Here is a 17743-nt window from a genome sequence, read left to right on the forward strand (position 1 = left end):
TAGCGTTTTGGACCCACCTGACCCCATGCCGAACTCAGAAGTGAAACAAAACAGCGTCGATGATAGTGTGGATTACCCATGTGAAAGTAGAACATCGCCAGGGCCAAATAAGAGAAACCCGTTGCAGTAATGCGACGGGTTTTTTGCTGTTTGGGGTATAGAAAACCTCGCAAGCCAATCAACACATCGCGAGGTAAACTCGCTCCTACTACCATATACACTGCATCGTAGGGGGTGCTTTACCCACCGGTTTATGCATTCATAATATTTAGTGGGAAAGCATTTATTGATCCCAAATTACCATTACTTTTTAATGTACTGTCCCGGCGGTTTGCCAAAGACTTTTTTAAACGCATTGCTAAATGCAGCGGTAGATTCAAAACCCAAATATTCAGCTGCTTGTTGCTGAGAATATCCATCTTTCAAAAGCTCAATCGCTTTGATAGCTCTTAGTTTTTGGCGCCAATCACTGAACCCCATCATAAAGCATTTATGAAATAGACGGTTGAGTGTACGGGTTGATGCGCCAACCTGTTCACTCCAGGCCTCCAAGCTTATTTTGCATCCTGGGTTATTGTGCAATTCTGTCACAATGGGCAAAATTCTCGCGTCTTGGGCACTTGGAATAAAAAAATGGCAACTTGTAGCCGACGTTAGCCTATCAATAAAGACCGTAATAAATCGCTCTGTTTTTTCATCTAGGTGATAATCTTCCTGCCAAGTACAGATCTCCAGTATAAATTGCTTCAGTAGTTCATCTACCGCAATTAGCTTCGCTTTATTCCCTAGTAACTCGGTGTATTTATTGTCGATATAGACACTACGAAAATCCCCACCGTAGCGGCAATACGTCTCATGCGGAAGGCCCGGAGGTAGCCACAAAGCTTGGTCTGGCGGGATCACGAAAGTGCCTTCAGGAGTCACAATTGTGATGACTCCATTGCTTGTATATGCAAGCTGCCCCCACTCATGTTGGTGTCTTTGAACATGCTCCCACTCTGCTTTTTTTACCGCTCTTGGCAGAATTGGTCGGCCAAGGTTTGGCTTTAAGAAACGCTTATATTTGGGCTGAATACGCCAAGGAGAAGTTGTCTGTTTTGATAAAGAACTTGGCATAATTATGTATATCAGAAATTAACGTGTGGCCATATTATAGCCATAACTTTTTAATAGTTGTGCTTTATGTGGAGATAATCATGAAGAATGCCTCTCAAGGATGGCAAAGTCCTTTTAATTTCTTAGTGCTCGCTACCGTAGTTATGGCCGTTACGTTCGCAGGTTGGATGGCCATGCTCAATAACTTTGCGATTGAAGCCGCAAACTTCAATGGCGCTAATATGGGAATGTTGCAATCCCTGCGTGAGATCCCCGGGTTTTTAGCGTTTACAGCGGTATTTGTTTTATTGGTGTTAAAGGAGCAGACCTTCGCACTGATCAGTTTATGTTTGTTATCGCTTGGCGTCGCCATTACGGGCTTGTTGCCTACTATTTATGGTTTGTATGTAACTACAGTGTTAATGTCGATAGGTTTTCACTATTTCGAGACGCTGAATCAATCTCTCAGTTTACAATGGTTCAATAAAGATGAGGCACCGGCCAAACTAGGTATCTTGCTCTCTATTAAATCCATCGCTTCTCTGATCACCTATGCGGTAATATGGCTAGGTTTTAGCTACTTTTCTGCGGACTATCAGTGGATGTATCTGCTCATTGGAGGGGTTGGCTTTATCATTGCGCTCTTTATGTTTATCGGCTTTCCAACCTTTGAAATGCATACTACGCAGCATAAAAAGCTCATTTTGAGAAAAGAGTACGGCCTATATTACGCCTTAATTTTCTTCTCGGGTGCGAGACGACAAATATTTATGGTGTTTGCGGGTTTCTTAATGGTGGAAAAGTTTGGTTTTGATGTTGCACAGATCACCGCGCTTTATATGTTGAATCATTTGATAAATATCTTTATCGCCCCCAAGATTGGTCAAATGATTGGGCATATTGGTGAGCGTAAAACACTGACAATCGAATATGTGGGACTCATTTTTGTATTTATTGGTTATGCATTGGTAGAGTCAGCAAGCTTTGCAGCAGCGCTTTATGTCATCGACCATCTGTTTTTTGCGATGGCCATTGCACTTAAAACCTATTTTCAAAAAATTGCTAGGCCAGAAGATATCGCAGCAACAGCTGGGGTTAGCTTTACCATTAACCATATTGCAGCAGTAGTGATCCCTGCAAGCTTTGGCTTAGTATGGTTATACGATCAATCCTTAGTATTTTACTTTGGTGCTGCACTTGCGGTGTGCTCATTGGTGTTGAGCCAGTTTGTGAATACAGCAAATGTGCAGGACAAGCTGGCTAAACCCGTGTGATGCTCCAGCATCACACGAATAGTGACATTGCAGTTTAGATACTGCGACCACACCAAACAACACGCCCTGCAATGCCGTGACTGTCGGCATTATCAGCAGTGATCTCCCAGCTCGGGTAATCAGGGTTATCACTGATCACTTTGAGCTGAGAGTGCTTTTGTTGCACTCGCTTAGCCATTAAACCCTCATCCGTTTGAATGATATAAACCGCATCTTTACTGGGTTGATTCTGTGAAAGGTCAACGAGTACCATATCGCCGTCTAGCAAGGTGGGCTGCATACTATCACCACGGATAGAGACAAAGGCGAGCTTCTCAGAATACACGCCAAGATGGGAGTTTAGCCAACGACGGTTGAGTGCAAACTGCTCGGTGACTTCTTCATGACCAATTACACTACCCATACCTGCACTGGCCTCAATATCAAGTTTAGGTATGAGGGTAAGTTCATCTTTAAACTGACCTTGTGGTTTATCTAAGGGTTGTTCACCGGTAAGTAACCAGTTCAGATCAACGGCAAATAGGCTATAAAGGTGCTCAATATATATCATTGAAGGGCGACTTAAGCCGCGACAAATACGGTAAATATGGGAAGGGGATTTACCTGTTAGCTGGGCAAATTGGCGCTTATTTCCGCCTGCAAATTGCTCGACTAAGGTTACAAATCGTCTTGAAAATGCCGTACTCATCTCTTAATTATTCTCTTTATAGCGCCTAAACCCGCAAGCATACTGAGCTAAGCCTTATCTGTACAGTCTCGCTGCACTAGTTGGACATTTTATAAACGAGCATTATCACCGATGGATAAATGGCGTAAGGAGAAGAAGTATTTTCTATTTTCATTAGACTAAGGTCGTAGTGAGTTGCGTTGTACGAAATTTGTTCATGCTGGTAGGCTAGAGTTGCAAGTTAACATTTATTTAAACTCGGCACGACTTGCTTTAGCCGATATACAACATGGAAAAAGGTAATGAAATATACAAATTTATTAATTGCACTTCCGCTCTTGGGCGCGATGGAAGTTGCACTGGCGGTAGACTGTAGCAACTTAACGCAATGGCAATCACAGCAGGTATATACAGGTGGCGACGCAGTCACTTATCAGTCAGCTAAATACACCGCGAAATGGTGGACACAAAACCAAAACCCAGCGCAAAATTCCAATACTTATGATGTCTGGCAAGCCAATGGCAGTTGTGATCCTGTAACGCCATTGCCTCAAGTTTCGGTCACTTCCCCAAGTAGTAACGCACGAGTGTTAGTGGGCTCATCAGTTAGCCTAGCGGCGGTAGTAAGCCATCCGCAAAACACCGCAATCGACAGTGTTGAATTCTATCTCGATGGCACGCTTGTCGCCTCTGACAACAGTGCACCTTATGAGGTGATGTGGCAAGCGCAGGGACTAGGTAATCGCGCATTAACTGTTTATGCAACTGATGTGTCTGGGGCACGAGGTGAATCGAGTGCGGTGAACTTCAGTGTCGTGTCTGACGAGGTTCCTCCTGGCGATCCTAATTTTAAAATTGTCGGCTATTTCCCAAGTTGGCAGGGAGCCGTGAGTGATATTCAGTTTGATAAACTCACCCATATCAATTACTCATTTTTACTACCCAATGCAGATGGCACACTGAGACCGCTTGAAAATTTAAGCAAAATGACAGCGCTAGTAAATTCGGCGCATGCCAACAATGTAAAAGTGGGGATTGCCATTGGCGGCTGGAACGGAGGCGACGATAGTGCATTTGAGACATTCGCCAGTTCACAGCAAGGCAGAGCCCGTTTCGTGCAAGAGGTCATTGCGTTTGTAGAGCAGCATAATCTAGATGGCGTTGATATGGATTGGGAATACCCAGATCCCGGAGCTTCGGCAAATAACTATGCATTACTGATGAAGGAACTGAGCGTTGAGTTACGCGCCAGAGGTAAATTCTTGACGGCAGCTGTGGTGGCGCTTGGCTATACCGGTGGTGGCGTGTTGGAATCTGTATTCCAAGATATCGACTTTTTAAATTTGATGGCGTACGACGCGAACAATACTGATCATGCCTCTATGCAATACGCCAAAGACTCAATAGCTTACTGGCAAGGTCGTGGGCTCAGTAAAGAAAAAACGGTATTAGGCGTACCATTTTATGCAAGACCTACTTGGAAAGCGTATCGCACCTTACTACAAGAGAACCCTGCCAATGCCTGTCGCGATAGTGATGGTAGCAGCTACTACAATGGTATCCCGACGATCCGCGCAAAAACGCAGTACGCTAAGCTCAATGCCGGTGGCATTATGAATTGGGAGCTATCCCATGACAGTAATGGCCCTGCGTCGCTATTAACGGCGAAATGGGAAGTTGCTAATGGTGTAACACCAAGCTATCAATGTCAGTAAATTATTACTTATAACTCAGCTCGGCGGGGAGTGAGAGCTGGCCGTTGAGCATATAGAGAGTTTGACTGAGAAATAGGCTAACTACATATTTTTATAATATCTAGCCTATATATGGTGGGAAATGTTTATAAACAGCGTTCCATTACGCTGCAGGTAACAGCCGGTGAACTTGGACGTTGACACCAGTAATCGTTATTAGTCGTTTCACACATAACGCCGGTTTCTGGTCCTCTACCACCAGCTGCTTGCGGTGTGAGTTTTACGGCAAGTTGGCTCTGTTGATAGTCTAATTGTTTTAGTTTTTTCTTTGCTAGGGTAAGTTTCATATTATTTTCCTTTGAAATAAGAATGTCTTAATAGACTATTTCACCCTACTGTATAGTTTACTAAATGTACAGATCAAAGCGGTGACTACCCAGCTGCTGGGTAGTCACCTTATGTTTAAAGCGATTTAAAGCGAATAGCAACACCGCCGCCGGCAGCCAGTTTTAATGTGAGTTTGTCGGCACTTGTTACCTTTTTACGGTAAATATTCATTTCATACGGGTTTTGTTTCCATTCGGCTTTATCACCGTCCGCGTAGATTTGCGCTTCAAAGGTTTTACCTGACTCAAGGAAATCTAAAGTAATAGGAATTTCTCTCGCTTCCTCGTCAGTTACTGCGCCCAAGAACCAATCGTTACCACTATATTGTTTATGCTTGCGCTCCTTTCTGGCAAAAACAACATAATCACCCACTTCTCCTGCAAGTGCGATACTGTGTTCCCAGTCGGTGGGTACGTCTTTGATAAATTGGAAGGCGTCTGGCTTAGCGAGGTAATTTTCTGGCAAATCGGCCGCCATTTGAATTGGACTATAAAGCACAACATAAAGCGCTAATTGTTTGGCGAGGGTGGTTTGTGGGCGGTTGGTTTTATCGCCAAGGCCGTTGAAGCCCATGTCAAAAATACCCGGAGTAAAGTCCATTGGGCCTGCTAACATGCGAGTAAAGGCGAGCATTGGCACATGCTCTGGTGGGTTTGGTGGCGTGCCCCATGCGTTGAACTCTTGCCCTCTAGCGCCTTCTCTCGCAATCCAGTTTGGATAGGTACGACGCAGGCCGGTATCTTTGATTGGTTCATGCGTATTGATACTGATCTTGTGTTTGGCCGCGAGTTTGACGTTGTCTAAGTACTCATTTGCCATAAATTGACCATCGTGCCATTCGAATCTGGCATTGCCCTTGGCATCAATGCGTTTGATGTTGCCACCATCGGCTACATAACCGGTTTTAACTTGGCGAACGCCTGCTTTTTCGTAGAGTGCGAAGGCCGCCTCCATTTGATTGCGATAGTTGCTGACGTTACCAGACGTCTCGTGATGACCAATTAGGCGTGCACCTACTTTTTCTCCGTGCTTGGCTATTTCGTCAATATTAAAGTCAGCATAGGCGTCGGTAAAGCTAAAGACATCACCGTTGAAGAACCAGTCGCCATCCCAGCCGATGTTCCAACCTTCAACCAACACGCCATCAAAGCCGTTGTCAGCGGCAAAGCTCAAATATTCTTTAGTGCGCGCCGTAGTGGCTCCATGTTTATCGCCGCTGCCCCAGGTATTTTTGTTGATGTGCATGCCCCACCAAATGCCGATATATTTACCCGGCTCAACCCAAGATACATCACCGAGCTTATTTGGCTCGTTGAGGTTTAAAATAAGGTGAGAGTTCAACAAGTCGGTGGCTTTATCGCCTATTTGCAGGGTGCGCCAAGGTGTATTGAACTTACCATTGGTTTTTACTGCAACGCCATCTGACCAAGGTGTTAGATCAGCAACAAATGTTCCCGGGCGACGCTGGTTTAAGGTCATACCCGCATAGTCAATTAGGGCCGCTTCATGCACACTGATATGAACTCCGTCTTGATTCTTTAAGGTAAACGGGGTGTGCACATGTGGGGCATCGTGCAGTGGTGTGGTGTTGTATACATATTCATAGCGATTCCAGCCACGAGCAGGGATCCACCACGCGGTACTTTTATCACTTTGTGCAAAGGCGAATTCGGTTAATTCTCTGGTGATATAAAGCGCTTGATTTTGAGCAACCTCATAACGAAAGCCGACACCGTCATCAAATACTTTTACACGCACAGTATATTGCGGCGACTTGTCTGTCTGCTTAGCAAAGGTGACTGCAAGCTCATTGTGCTTATCTTGGATCACCCGGGCTTCGCCCCAAGGCTGTTGCCAACTGCTATCGACGCTATTGCGCTGATGTGTGGTGATACTTAAGCCATCGCGCATCGATGCAGCTGTTGCGAAATCAAAACCAAGTTTAGACGGTTGAATAATGGTTTTGTCGTTAAAGCTGACTTGGTAGATCGGCTGGCTATTATCATCACTCAAGGTAAAAGTGATTTTGCCATCTGGCGAACTCACAGCTAAAGATGCGGCAAAGCTCGTAGTCGTAAACAAGCTTAATCCGATCAGGGAAAGTGACATGGGGCGCATAGTTTTTCCTTCTTGTTGTCGGCACGAAAATTCGTGTTCTTTTGCACATAAGCTAAGCTTACTGTTGTATGCTAACGTTCACGTAAAAGTTGCATACGTATTCATGCTGTAAATGCGATGAATGTAATAATTATTCCGCTCGGTCTAGTGTAGACAAGCTAAGAAAAATAATAAGGATAGGTTGAACTGCTTATGCTAAACCTAACAATTTTTGTGCGTATTGCTGTTGTGATGGCAACGCTACAAGCCGGTCTAGTCAATGCCCTTGAAGTGCAAATTGTCGATGCTGATAAACAACCACTCGCGAATGCCGCGGTGTGGTTGCAAGGAGATGGCTTTGATAATAAAAGAACGACGCTAGATTATAAAATGGAGCAAAAGGATAAAGCGTTTGTGCCACATATTTTGATGGTGCAAGCAGGCACACAAGTCTCGTTTCCGAATTTAGATCCCATTCTGCACCACGTCTATTCGTTCTCTGCTGCAAAGCCATTCGAGCTTAAGTTGTATCGCGATGACCCGAAACAAGTATTATTTGATCAAACCGGTGTGGTTGAGCTTGGCTGCAATATTCACGATTGGATGCTGGGCTATATCGTGGTTGTAGATAGCCCATTATTTGCGGTAACGGATAGCAGCGGCAAAGTATCAATTGACTTAGGTGCTCAGCAAGCCAGCGCACTAAAGCTGAATGTATGGCATGAAAGATTCGAAAATATAGACAAAATAGAACAGCATGCGCTCTCTGCTGTGAACAACACTCAAGCGATTACCTATCAAATTAAGCAAACTCTGGTTGCTCCACTTCAGGATTTCTCCGATGGCTTCGATGATTACTAAGCTAAGCGCTGCTCTGGCATTATTCGCCATAGGGCAAGCAGGTGCCGTTGAAATTTCAGGACAAGGACAACTGCAAACGACCTGGCAGCATGATGATAATCGTAAAGCTTGGTATCAGCCAGGGTGGGGCGTTACGCGTTTTGGCAAAGGGGAGTCAGACATTACGCTTAGTCGAGGCGCTATTGATTGGCGTGTAGATTTTGCCAGCGCTTGGTCTTTGCATGGGGTAACGCAGTATGTGCCAGACCCAGATGACAAGCTCGGTTTTACAGAACTGTATTTGCAATATCGAACACTACCCAAAAATGGTCGCCGTTTTATTATGCGAGCAGGTGGCTTTTATCCGAAGTTTTCTATTGAGAACCCAGATATTGGCTGGTCATCACCCTATACCTACCAGTATTCGGCTATCAACGCTTGGATTGGTGAGGAAGTGCGGGTATTTGGAGGTGAAGTCGCGATTGAGCAGCCGCAGACGCGTCGTAGCCGCGGTCAGGGATTCAAAGGTGTGTTTGGTGTTTTTAAGGGTAATGATCCGGCTGGCACTTTACTCGCATGGCGAGGCTTTACCGTGCATGATAGGCAGTCGGTGTTTAACGAAAGTCTCCCCTTTGCTGCGGTAGAGTCGTTGAACACACCGCAGTTACAACATCAAGCACAGCATGTTGAACCGTTTTCTGAAGTTGATGGCCGATTTGGTTATTATGTTGGGTATCATCGCGACTTTTCAAACCGCAGTGAGATCAATGTCTATTGGTACGATAATAATGGCGATCCAAGTAAGATCAACTACCGAACTGGGCAGTATGCGTGGGACACTAAATTTATTAGTGCAGCTTGGCGTTACAAGTTAACACCGCAGACCCATATACTCGCACAAGGCATGCTGGGTAATACCGCAATGGGTGCCAATCGAGGCGTTGATAATGACTTTAATAGCTGGTTTTTGCTACTCACACATCAGCGCGATGAGTGGCGCTTTGCCTTACGGGGGGAGCAGTTCAAAGTCATCGACAAAGATGATTGGCAGTTCGACCCTAATCAAAGTGATGGCCATGCACTGACCGCTACAGTGAAGTATCGAATTAATAGCAATTGGCTTGTGGGCGGAGAGTTTTTGAGTCTGACAACCGCAGTTGCAAACCGCGAGGCCTTTAACGGTAAGCCTAAGCAAAGCGATAATGTGTGGCGACTCAGCGCGGAGTATCGCTTTAATTTATAACAATAAGCGTGACGCTCAAGGTGTCACGCTTATTTATGCCATACGATGCATTAATCCAGTAGACGATTAATGCCGTTTAGTGCTGCAACGCGATAGGCTTCGGCCATTGTTGGATAGTTAAAGGTAGTATTGATAAAGTACTCGATATTATTACCTGTTCCTTTTTGCTCCATAATGGCTTGGCCGATATGGATGATCTCGGATGCACGTTCACCAAAGCAGTGAATACCTAATATTTCTTTGGTTTCTGCATGGAACAAAATTTTCAAGCTGCCAACTTCAGTGCCTGTGATCTGTGCACGAGCCAAATGTTTAAACTGGGCGCGGCCCACTTCATAGGGAATGCGCGCAGCGGTGAGTTCTTGCTCGGTTTTACCAACAGAGCTCATTTCTGGAATGGTGTAAATGCCGGTTGGGATATCGGTTATCAAACGATCATCACAGGCACCATGCACAATCGCATTGGCTGCAATACGCCCTTGATCGAACGCTGCACTGGCTAGGCTTGGATAGCCAATCACATCTCCTACTGCGAAAATATTATCTACTTCAGTTTGATAGTGTTCGTTGACTTTAAGCTGGCCACGGCTATCAGCCTTTAGACCTACACTTGCAAGGTTGAGTGTTTCGGTATTACCGGAGCGGCCATTGGCCCATAAAATGCAGTCAGCACGTACTTTCTTGCCTGACTGTAGATGCACAATAACCCCCTTATCATGGGTCTCTACTTTCGCAAACTCCTCGTTATGGCGAATAACAATACCATTATTCCAAAAATGGTAACTGAGTGCGTCAGAGATCTCGGCATCCATAAAGGCCAATAAGCGGTCGCGGGTGTTGATGAGGTCTACCTTTGCGCCCAGTCCTTTAAAGATTGAGGCATATTCACAGCCTATGACCCCCGCGCCGTATATCAATACGCGCTGAGGATTATGCTCAAGGCTTAAAATAGTGTCGCTGTCGTAGACGCGAGGGTGGTTAAAATCAACGCCTGGTGGGCGGTATGGGCGCGAGCCTGTGGCGATCACAATGGTTTTAGCGGTGAGTAACTCTTGCGAACCATCTTGATGAATGACTTGTACCGTATTTGCGTCAACAAAGCTGGCATCGCCTTGGAATAAGTGAATGCGGTTACGACCATAAAAGCTAGAACGCAATGTTGACTGTTTTGAGATCACATCACTGGCATGGTGCAAAATATCTTGAAAGGTATGGCGCTGCGGGCGCTCGGTAAAACGATAAAGTGGATTTGCTTTATACTCAATTAGACGACTGACAGAATGACGAAGCGCTTTTGAGGGAATGGTGCCCCAGTGCACGCAGCCACCGCCAACCGCATGCTGGCGTTCGATAACCGCGACTTTTTTACCACTTTTAGAGAGGTTCATGGCGGCGCCTTCGCCGCCAGGTCCGGTGCCTATAATAATGGCATCGTATTGATAGGATTGTGGAACAGTTTCGGTTTTTTCTGAAGCTTTTTTGCTCACGGCCTCACCCCTTTAGTTGTTGAGGCCGCTGAACATTATGCCGTTTTCAGTAGCCTCGAATTTAGTGCAATCCAAGCTTGTTTTTGACTTTCCCAAGCTTGTTCTAGCTCTTTATATTGTTGCATCAGTGCGGAATGTTCGCACTGTGCAAGTACTGCTTCTTTCTTCGCTTCGAGTACCTGTTTTTGCACAGTACAGTAGTTTTGAAGCTTTTTAAGAAGTAAATCATACTCTTGTTGTAACAATGTAAGCTTATCTTGCGCCAAAGGCAATTTTGCGAGACTGACTTTAGTCTTATTCAATAAGGTCTCCGCCTTGGCTTTTTCAATGCGTTCAACTGGAGTGCGTTTTAGCTTACTGGCAAGGCCCAGAGCTGCAAAAGTACGGATCAGCCATTTAGTTGGGTCATAGTGATACCAACGAATACCATTACGGTAGTCGCTCGCAAAAATATGATGGAAGTTATGGTAGCCTTCACCGTAAGTGAATAGGGCTAGCAAGCCATTGTCTCGCGCGGTATTTTTTTCGGTGTAAGGACGACTACCCCAAATGTGTGCCAGTGAATTGATAAAGAAGGTAAAGTGTTGACTGAGTACGAGTCTGAGTACGCCTGCAAGTAACAACATACCAAACACATTTCCGAGTAATAATCCTAGCACTAACGGGATGCCTATATTCGTAAGTAACACCAATTTCATATAGTGCTTGTGTTGCCACATCACGATAGGGTTACGTTGTAAGTCTCTGGCGTTATTATAATCACCGTAAGTCTCGCCTTGATAATCTCTCAGCATCCAACCGATATGGCTATACCAGAAGCCTCGTGTTGCGGCGTACGGATCTTTTACTGGGTCGTCGACTTGACCGTGGTGCACACGGTGATCGCTACTCCAATGTAATATACTGTTTTGTAACGCGAATGCGCCACCCAACGCAAAAATAACTTGGATCACAGGATGGGCGTCATAGGCTTTATGCGCCCATAAGCGGTGATACCCAGCGGTGATCGACAGACCGGCGTAAAACATACAGGCAACAAAAGCTACCCAGTGGCTGGTGGTATAACCGTATTCAAAGCCATACCAAGGCACCAAAGTGATCGCAGCTAAAAACGATAAGCTAAAGAACAGCACATTGGTCCATAAAATGGGTGGTTTTTTCATCAATTAATCTCAAAATCTAATTTCAGCGTACAACTGTACGCTAAAATAGTATTTCATTCTTGCTGCGTCAAGGTTTAGACTGCGGTTTATTGTTCTTATTTTTCGAAGCGAATTGGGGAAAGTCCATGGCTGGTGTACGCGCCCAACAAAAACAGAAGACCCGTCAAGCGCTTATCGAAGCGGCATTTAATCAACTAAGTGCTGAGCATAGTTTCTCGAATTTAAGCCTGCGTGAAGTCGCACGAGAGGCGGGTATCGCACCTACTTCTTTTTATCGACATTTTAAGGATATGAACGAGCTCGGGCTGACTATGGTAGATGAAGCGGGTTTAACCTTGCGACAACTAATGCGCCAAGCAAGGCGTCGTATCGCTAAAGGTGGTAGCGTGATCAATACTTCTGTGCACACCTTTATGGAATTTATTGAGCAGTCGAGCAACCAATTTCGTTTATTATTGCGTGAACGTTCGGGCACGTCGCCTGCGTTTCGAGCCGCCGTGGCTAGAGAAATCAAACATTTTATCTTAGAGCTTGCTCATTATCTTGAAACGGAAACGGGAGTAGATACCCATCACGCCCACATGCAGGCTGAAGCAATGGTCACCTTAGTATTTAGCTCTGGTGCTGAGGCTTTGGATCAAGACCCCCCTCAACGGGCTGAACTGACCGAGCGGTTGAAGTGGCAGTTGCGGTATATCGCAAAAGGTGCCTCTGGTTATGCAAAACATCCAGAACCAATAAAAAAATAGCCTAAATTGGCTATTTTTTTATTGGTAATTAAAATTCAAAATTCCCCTGCTCATTTCATATCCTATCTGTGTTCACTTCTGATCTTGAAATATATTTTCTAAAAATGGCGTTACTGTGATTTAAGTTGCCGGTAAAATGAGGTTTAAACTCTGTTTTTGGGATAATTTATGCTTGATTGTCGCTTTTAAAGCATGTTAAAACATAGCCAATTCATCAACAGGAACACTTAGCTCAATGAAAATGACTGCGCGTATTTCACTCCTTCTTAACCTCCTACTGGTAAACCAGAGGGGTGGGGTGTAATTGCGCGAATTGAGCGACATTTACTGTAGACACCCCGCACTTGCGGGGTTTTTTTTGGCTGAGGATAAGGGTATGCAAGATAAAGTCTGGATTTTCGATACAACATTAAGGGACGGTGAGCAGGCGTTAAAAGCCAGCTTAACAGAAGAAGATAAAATACAACTGGCGCATACCATTAGTCGTCTCAATGTGGATGTCATGGAAGTGGGTTTTCCAGTATCAAGTCCAGCTGATTTTCGTGCGGTACAACGCATCGCTGCCGAGGTGAAAGGCCCCGCGATTTGCGGCCTTGCTCGTGCGGTTAGTAAAGATATTGACGCGTGTGGCGAAGCCCTTAAAGGTGCTGAGCAGCGCCGCATTCACACTTTTATTGCAACCAGTCCTCTGCATCTAGAACATAAGTTAAGAATGAGTTTAGATGATGCGACTAACATGGCGATTAAGGCCATAACTCAAGCCAGAAAGTATACTGATGATGTTGAATTTTCATGTGAAGATGCTGGCCGTACGCCACACTCTGATCTATGTCGTATTGTTGAAGCGGCGATTAATGCCGGTGCATCTACGATTAACTTGCCTGATACTGTAGGTTATGTCACGCCAGACGAGTATGCAGCGATGATTTACCATATTCGAAATAATGTGCCTAACATCGACAAAGCCAGACTAAGCGTCCATTGTCACAACGATTTAGGACTTGCGGTGGCAAACTCAATCGCGGCGGTACAAGCCGGTGCAAGACAAATCGAATGTACCATCAATGGTATTGGTGAGCGTGCAGGTAACTGCTCACTAGAAGAAGTGGCGATGATCATGAAGATGCGCCAAGACCACCTAAAAGTACACACCGATATTCGTAGTGAAGAGATTTATCGTGCGTCGCGCCAAGTTGCTAAAATCTGCAATATGCCGGTGCAGCCAAACAAGGCAATTGTGGGTGAAAATGCCTTTGCACATAGCTCGGGTATTCACCAAGACGGCGTCTTAAAAGCACAAAACACCTATGAAATCATGGCACCAGAAACAGTTGGCGTACCGAGTAACCAGTTAAATATGACGTCACGCTCTGGCCGACATGTTATTGAGCATCGTCTTACCGAGCTTGGCTATCAGAAATCGGATTACGATATGGATAGCCTGTATGAAAGCTTCTTGGCGTTGGCCGATCAAAAGGGCACGGTTTACGACTATGACCTTGAAGCGATGATTTATTTCAACCAAATCAAAGATAAAGACGAGCGCTACCAATTACAGTTCGTCAATGCATCTTCTAACTCTCAATCCATCGCGAGCGCGACAGTAGGAATTGCCTTGAATGGTGAGCTTAAGCAAGAAGCGGCAACCGGCAACGGCCCTGTAGAAGCGGCGTTTGTAGCCATCGAGCGTATCACTGGCATGGCGGTGGAAGTGGTGGAATATAACCTTGATGCGACAGGTAAAGGGGCAAGCTCACTAGGCCAAGTCGATATTATTGCCAAGTTTGATGGTAGGCAATATCACGGTGTGGGACTTGCAGCCGACATTGTCGAAGCGTCAGTGAGAGCCATGATCCGAGTATATAACCTAATTGATAGAGCACAAAAAGTGTCTAGCCTAAAACAACAAAGGAAAGCAGGATGAGTCAAACAAACTACAAAATCGCAGTACTAGCTGGAGATGGAATTGGTCCAGAAGTGATGCAAGCCGCTGAGCTGGTATTAGATAAAGTGGCGACTAAGTTCAACTTTGCTTTAGAAAAATCACCACAAGCGATTGGTGGTGCGGCTATAGACCAATTTGGTGAAGCCTTACCCGCGGCGACATTGGCCGCATGTGAAGCCGCTGATGCGATTCTATTTGGCTCTGTGGGTGGGCCTAAATGGGAGCATTTACCGCCAAATGAGCAACCAGAACGGGCATCTTTATTACCGCTTAGAAAGCACTTCCAGCTTTTTTGTAATTTGCGTCCTGCGCAGCTATTGCCCGCATTGAGCGCCGCCTCTCCACTACGCAGTGACATTAGCCAGCAAGGTTTTGATATTTTATGCGTCCGTGAGCTTACTGGCGGGATTTATTTTGGCGAAAAAGGTCGCCAAGGTGAGGGCGAAAGCGAGTCGGCGTTTGATACGCAAACCTATTCGCGCAAAGAAATCGAACGCATCGCCCGTTTTGCTTTTGATGCAGCGAGACTTAGAAGCAATCATGTGACTTCTGTAGATAAAGCCAACGTGCTGGCAACCAGTGTACTGTGGCGTGAAGTGGTCAATGAAGTCGCGAAAGAATACTCAGATGTGGCGCTTGATCACATCTATATCGACAACGCTGCGATGCAGTTGGTAAAGCAACCAAGCCAGTTTGATGTGCTACTGTGCGACAACCTGTTCGGTGACATCCTTTCTGATGAATGTGCAATGATCACGGGTTCCATGGGGTTATTACCATCGGCAAGTCTAAATCAGTCGGGCTTCGGCTTATATGAGCCTGCGGGCGGCTCAGCACCAGATATCGCTGGTAAAGGGGTGGCAAACCCAATCGCACAAATCTTAAGTGCCGCGTTGATGCTACGTTATTCATTGGGGCAGGATGAAGCGGCACGCGCAATTGAAAAGGCAGTAGCTGAGGCGGTGAAAGATGGTGTAGGTACACCGGATATCTATCCTCAAGCAGGGTTTACTACTATGGATGTCGCGCAAGCGATCGTCGACAGGGTTTAATAAAGGTAAGAGCAAGTGGCAAAAACATTATACGATAAAATTTGGCAATCCCATGTGGTTGCTAAATTAAATGAGCAAACCGATCTCTTGTACATTGACCGTCATCTAGTACACGAAGTCACTTCACCGCAGGCATTTGCGGGATTAAGAGAGCAGAACCGTCCGGTAAGATGTCCAGAAAAAACCTTTGCGACAATGGATCATAATGTCTCGACCAAGAGCCGTTCGATTGATGCTGCCAGCGAGGTGAGCAAAAACCAGCTACAGGCGTTGGCACAAAACTGTGAAGAGTTCGGCATTGTACTTTACGATTTGAATTCGATTAATCAAGGCATAGTGCACGTAATGGGACCTGAGCAAGGGATCACTTTGCCGGGTACAACGATTGTATGTGGCGATAGCCATACCTCAACGCATGGTGCATTTGGTGCGCTGGCTCACGGTATTGGTACATCAGAGGTTGAACATGTGCTGGCCACGCAAACATTGCAGCAGAAAAAAGCCAAATCGTTAAAAATTCAAGTGAATGGCGTCTTGCGTCCGACCGTAACTGCAAAAGACTTGATCCTCGCTGTGATTGGGCAATTAGGCACAGCTGGTGGCACTGGCTATGTGGCTGAGTTTTGTGGGACGGGGATCGAAGCGCTGTCGATGGAAGCGCGGATGACGCTCTGTAATATGAGTATTGAAATGGGGGCGAAAGCTGGTTTGATCGCACCTGACGAGAAAACCTTTGCGTATTTACGTGGTCGCCCATTTGCACCTCAAGGCGAAGACTTTGATGCTGCGGTGCACTATTGGCAAACCTTGCATAGCGACCCGGATGCTGAATTTGATCGTGTCGTGGAGCTGGATGCTGACAGTGTACAACCTCAAGTAACCTGGGGGACAAGTCCAGAGCAAGTCATTGGTATTAATGACTTAGTACCGAACCCTGACGATGAACCTAATTTAGTCAAAGCGGATGCGATGCGCAGCGCGCTGAAATATATGGGCCTCACAGCAGGGCAAAGGCTAAGCGATGCCAAAGTCGACACTGTATTTATTGGCTCTTGCACCAATAGCCGTATTGAAGATTTACGTGCAGCGGCACAAGTGGTGGCGGGCAAGCGCGTAGCAACAGGCGTTGAAGCGCTTATCGTCCCGGGATCAGGATTAGTAAAACAGCAAGCCGAACAAGAAGGCTTAGCCGATATTTTCAAAGCTGCGGGGTTTGAGTGGCGTGAACCGGGCTGCTCTATGTGCTTGGCGATGAATGATGATCGTCTTGGCGCAGAAAAACGCTGTGCATCGACCTCAAACCGTAATTTTGAAGGGCGCCAAGGGCGAGGCGGTCGTACGCATTTGGTGAGTCCAGCAATGGCTGCCGCAGCGGCAATTGCAGGTCACTTTACTGATATTCGAGGAGAGGCGTCATGAGCGTGTTTCATCAGGGCCTAGTTGCGCCATTAGACAAAAACAATGTTGATACAGACCAAATTATTCCCAAGCAGTTTTTAACTTCAACCAGCCGCGATGGGTTTGATAAAGCGCTGTTTTATGATTGGCGCTATCTTGAAGATGGCCAGTCAGATCCGAACTTTGTGCTTAACTATCGACAATATCAGGGCGCGTCAATCTTGTTAACCCGTGACAACTTTGGTTGTGGTTCGTCTCGTGAGCATGCTCCATGGGCGCTAAAGCAATATGGTTTTACGGTGATCTTAGCCGAGAGCTTTGCCGATATCTTTTTTAACAATTGTGGTAATAACCAAATGCTTTGCATTGCGTTACCAGCCAGCACGTTAGATGCGCTCTTCGATGCATGCGAGCAACAATCACAAGTACATTTGAGTATTGACCTAGAAGCGCAGCAGATAAGCGGAGCGGGTATTGCACCAATTGACTTTGAGGTGCGAGAAGACATCAAAGCACGCCTCTTGAGTGGCCTTGACTTTATCGGTGAGACCGAATTATTAAATGCTCAAATTGATGCCTTTGAGCAGCAGCTTGCTACGACAAGACCTTGGCAATAATAGCTGTTTACTCAATTTGGTCGAATAATTTTGCC

Annotated in this window: 15 protein-coding genes and 1 rRNA gene; 10 read left to right on the forward strand and 6 right to left on the reverse strand. The window is 45.8% G+C overall.

Features of this window, described 5'->3' with window-relative positions; all coding sequences use genetic code 11:
• Positions 1 to 103: ribosomal RNA gene (gene rrf / locus NH462_RS12110) — 5S ribosomal RNA — on the forward strand; the annotation flags it as partial.
• A 200-nt stretch (positions 104 to 303) separates the two neighbouring features.
• On the opposite strand, the gene NH462_RS12115 is transcribed toward rrf, so the two are convergent.
• Positions 304 to 1116, reverse strand: coding sequence for a helix-turn-helix transcriptional regulator (locus NH462_RS12115; RefSeq protein WP_253105811.1), 813 nt, complete (start codon positions 1114 to 1116; stop codon positions 304 to 306).
• Positions 1117 to 1196: 80 nt separating this feature from the next.
• On the opposite strand from NH462_RS12115, the gene NH462_RS12120 reads away from it, so the two are divergent.
• Entirely contained in the window at positions 1197 to 2369 is a 1173-nt protein-coding gene (locus NH462_RS12120) for an MFS transporter (RefSeq protein ID WP_253105812.1), read from the forward strand.
• A gap of 34 nt (positions 2370 to 2403) precedes the next feature.
• Here NH462_RS12120 and NH462_RS12125 read toward each other — a convergent pair whose 3' ends face one another.
• Positions 2404 to 3057 carry an XRE family transcriptional regulator gene (locus NH462_RS12125; protein ID WP_253105813.1) on the reverse strand — a complete coding sequence of 218 codons (654 nt, stop codon included), beginning with the start codon at positions 3055 to 3057 and terminating at the stop codon, positions 2404 to 2406.
• A 281-nt stretch (positions 3058 to 3338) separates the two neighbouring features.
• On the opposite strand from NH462_RS12125, the gene NH462_RS12130 reads away from it, so the two are divergent.
• Positions 3339 to 4751, forward strand: coding sequence for a glycosyl hydrolase family 18 protein (locus NH462_RS12130; RefSeq protein WP_010374357.1), 1413 nt, complete (start codon positions 3339 to 3341; stop codon positions 4749 to 4751).
• A gap of 125 nt (positions 4752 to 4876) precedes the next feature.
• Here the strand turns inward: NH462_RS12130 and NH462_RS12135 are convergent, their stop codons facing one another.
• A complete protein-coding gene (locus NH462_RS12135) occupies positions 4877 to 5077 on the reverse strand; it encodes a hypothetical protein (RefSeq protein ID WP_010374359.1) in 201 nt (66 codons plus the stop codon).
• Between the two features lie 115 nt (positions 5078 to 5192).
• Complete coding sequence (locus NH462_RS12140; protein ID WP_253105870.1) at positions 5193 to 7226, reverse strand: glycoside hydrolase family 97 protein; 2034 nt, start codon at positions 7224 to 7226, stop codon at positions 5193 to 5195.
• Positions 7227 to 7427: 201 nt separating this feature from the next.
• Here NH462_RS12140 and NH462_RS12145 point away from each other — a divergent pair, with 201 nt between their 5' ends.
• Together NH462_RS12145 and NH462_RS12150 are read left to right on the forward strand one after the other, a co-directional pair.
• Entirely contained in the window at positions 7428 to 8075 is a 648-nt protein-coding gene (locus NH462_RS12145) for a methylamine utilization protein (RefSeq protein WP_253105814.1), read from the forward strand.
• The gene (locus tag NH462_RS12150) at positions 8056 to 9297 is read left to right on the forward strand and encodes a hypothetical protein (protein WP_253105815.1); all 1242 of its coding nucleotides are present in this window, start codon (positions 8056 to 8058) and stop codon (positions 9295 to 9297) included. The genes NH462_RS12145 and NH462_RS12150 overlap by 20 nt, the downstream gene beginning before the upstream one ends.
• Before the next feature lie 50 nt (positions 9298 to 9347).
• Here the strand turns inward: NH462_RS12150 and sthA are convergent, their stop codons facing one another.
• Both sthA and NH462_RS12160 read right to left on the reverse strand, forming a co-directional pair.
• Positions 9348 to 10784, reverse strand: coding sequence for a Si-specific NAD(P)(+) transhydrogenase (sthA, locus tag NH462_RS12155; protein ID WP_017219300.1), 1437 nt, complete (start codon positions 10782 to 10784; stop codon positions 9348 to 9350).
• A 35-nt stretch (positions 10785 to 10819) separates the two neighbouring features.
• Positions 10820 to 11947: a fatty acid desaturase gene (locus tag NH462_RS12160; protein ID WP_010374369.1), complete on the reverse strand. Its 1128-nt coding sequence runs from the start codon at positions 11945 to 11947 to the stop codon at positions 10820 to 10822.
• A 125-nt stretch (positions 11948 to 12072) separates the two neighbouring features.
• Here NH462_RS12160 and fabR point away from each other — a divergent pair, with 125 nt between their 5' ends.
• From fabR to leuD, 5 genes are all read left to right on the forward strand, one after another.
• Positions 12073 to 12696 carry an HTH-type transcriptional repressor FabR gene (gene fabR, locus NH462_RS12165; protein ID WP_010374371.1) on the forward strand — a complete coding sequence of 208 codons (624 nt, stop codon included), beginning with the start codon at positions 12073 to 12075 and terminating at the stop codon, positions 12694 to 12696.
• Between the two features lie 376 nt (positions 12697 to 13072).
• Positions 13073 to 14620, forward strand: a complete 1548-nt coding sequence (gene leuA / locus NH462_RS12170) for a 2-isopropylmalate synthase (protein WP_253105816.1) — start codon at positions 13073 to 13075, stop codon at positions 14618 to 14620.
• Positions 14617 to 15693 carry a 3-isopropylmalate dehydrogenase gene (gene leuB / locus NH462_RS12175; protein ID WP_253105817.1) on the forward strand — a complete coding sequence of 359 codons (1077 nt, stop codon included), beginning with the start codon at positions 14617 to 14619 and terminating at the stop codon, positions 15691 to 15693. The genes leuA and leuB overlap by 4 nt, the downstream gene beginning before the upstream one ends.
• 15 nt (positions 15694 to 15708) lie before the next feature.
• Positions 15709 to 17112 carry a 3-isopropylmalate dehydratase large subunit gene (gene leuC / locus NH462_RS12180; protein ID WP_253105818.1) on the forward strand — a complete coding sequence of 468 codons (1404 nt, stop codon included), beginning with the start codon at positions 15709 to 15711 and terminating at the stop codon, positions 17110 to 17112.
• Entirely contained in the window at positions 17109 to 17708 is a 600-nt protein-coding gene (gene leuD / locus NH462_RS12185) for a 3-isopropylmalate dehydratase small subunit (RefSeq protein WP_010374379.1), read from the forward strand. Before leuC ends, leuD begins: the two co-directional genes overlap by 4 nt.
• Positions 17709 to 17743: the final 35 nt, after the last annotated feature.

The sequence above is a fragment of the Pseudoalteromonas sp. OANN1 genome (genome assembly GCF_024124685.1).
Classification (GTDB): Bacteria; Pseudomonadota; Gammaproteobacteria; order Enterobacterales; family Alteromonadaceae; genus Pseudoalteromonas; species Pseudoalteromonas piscicida.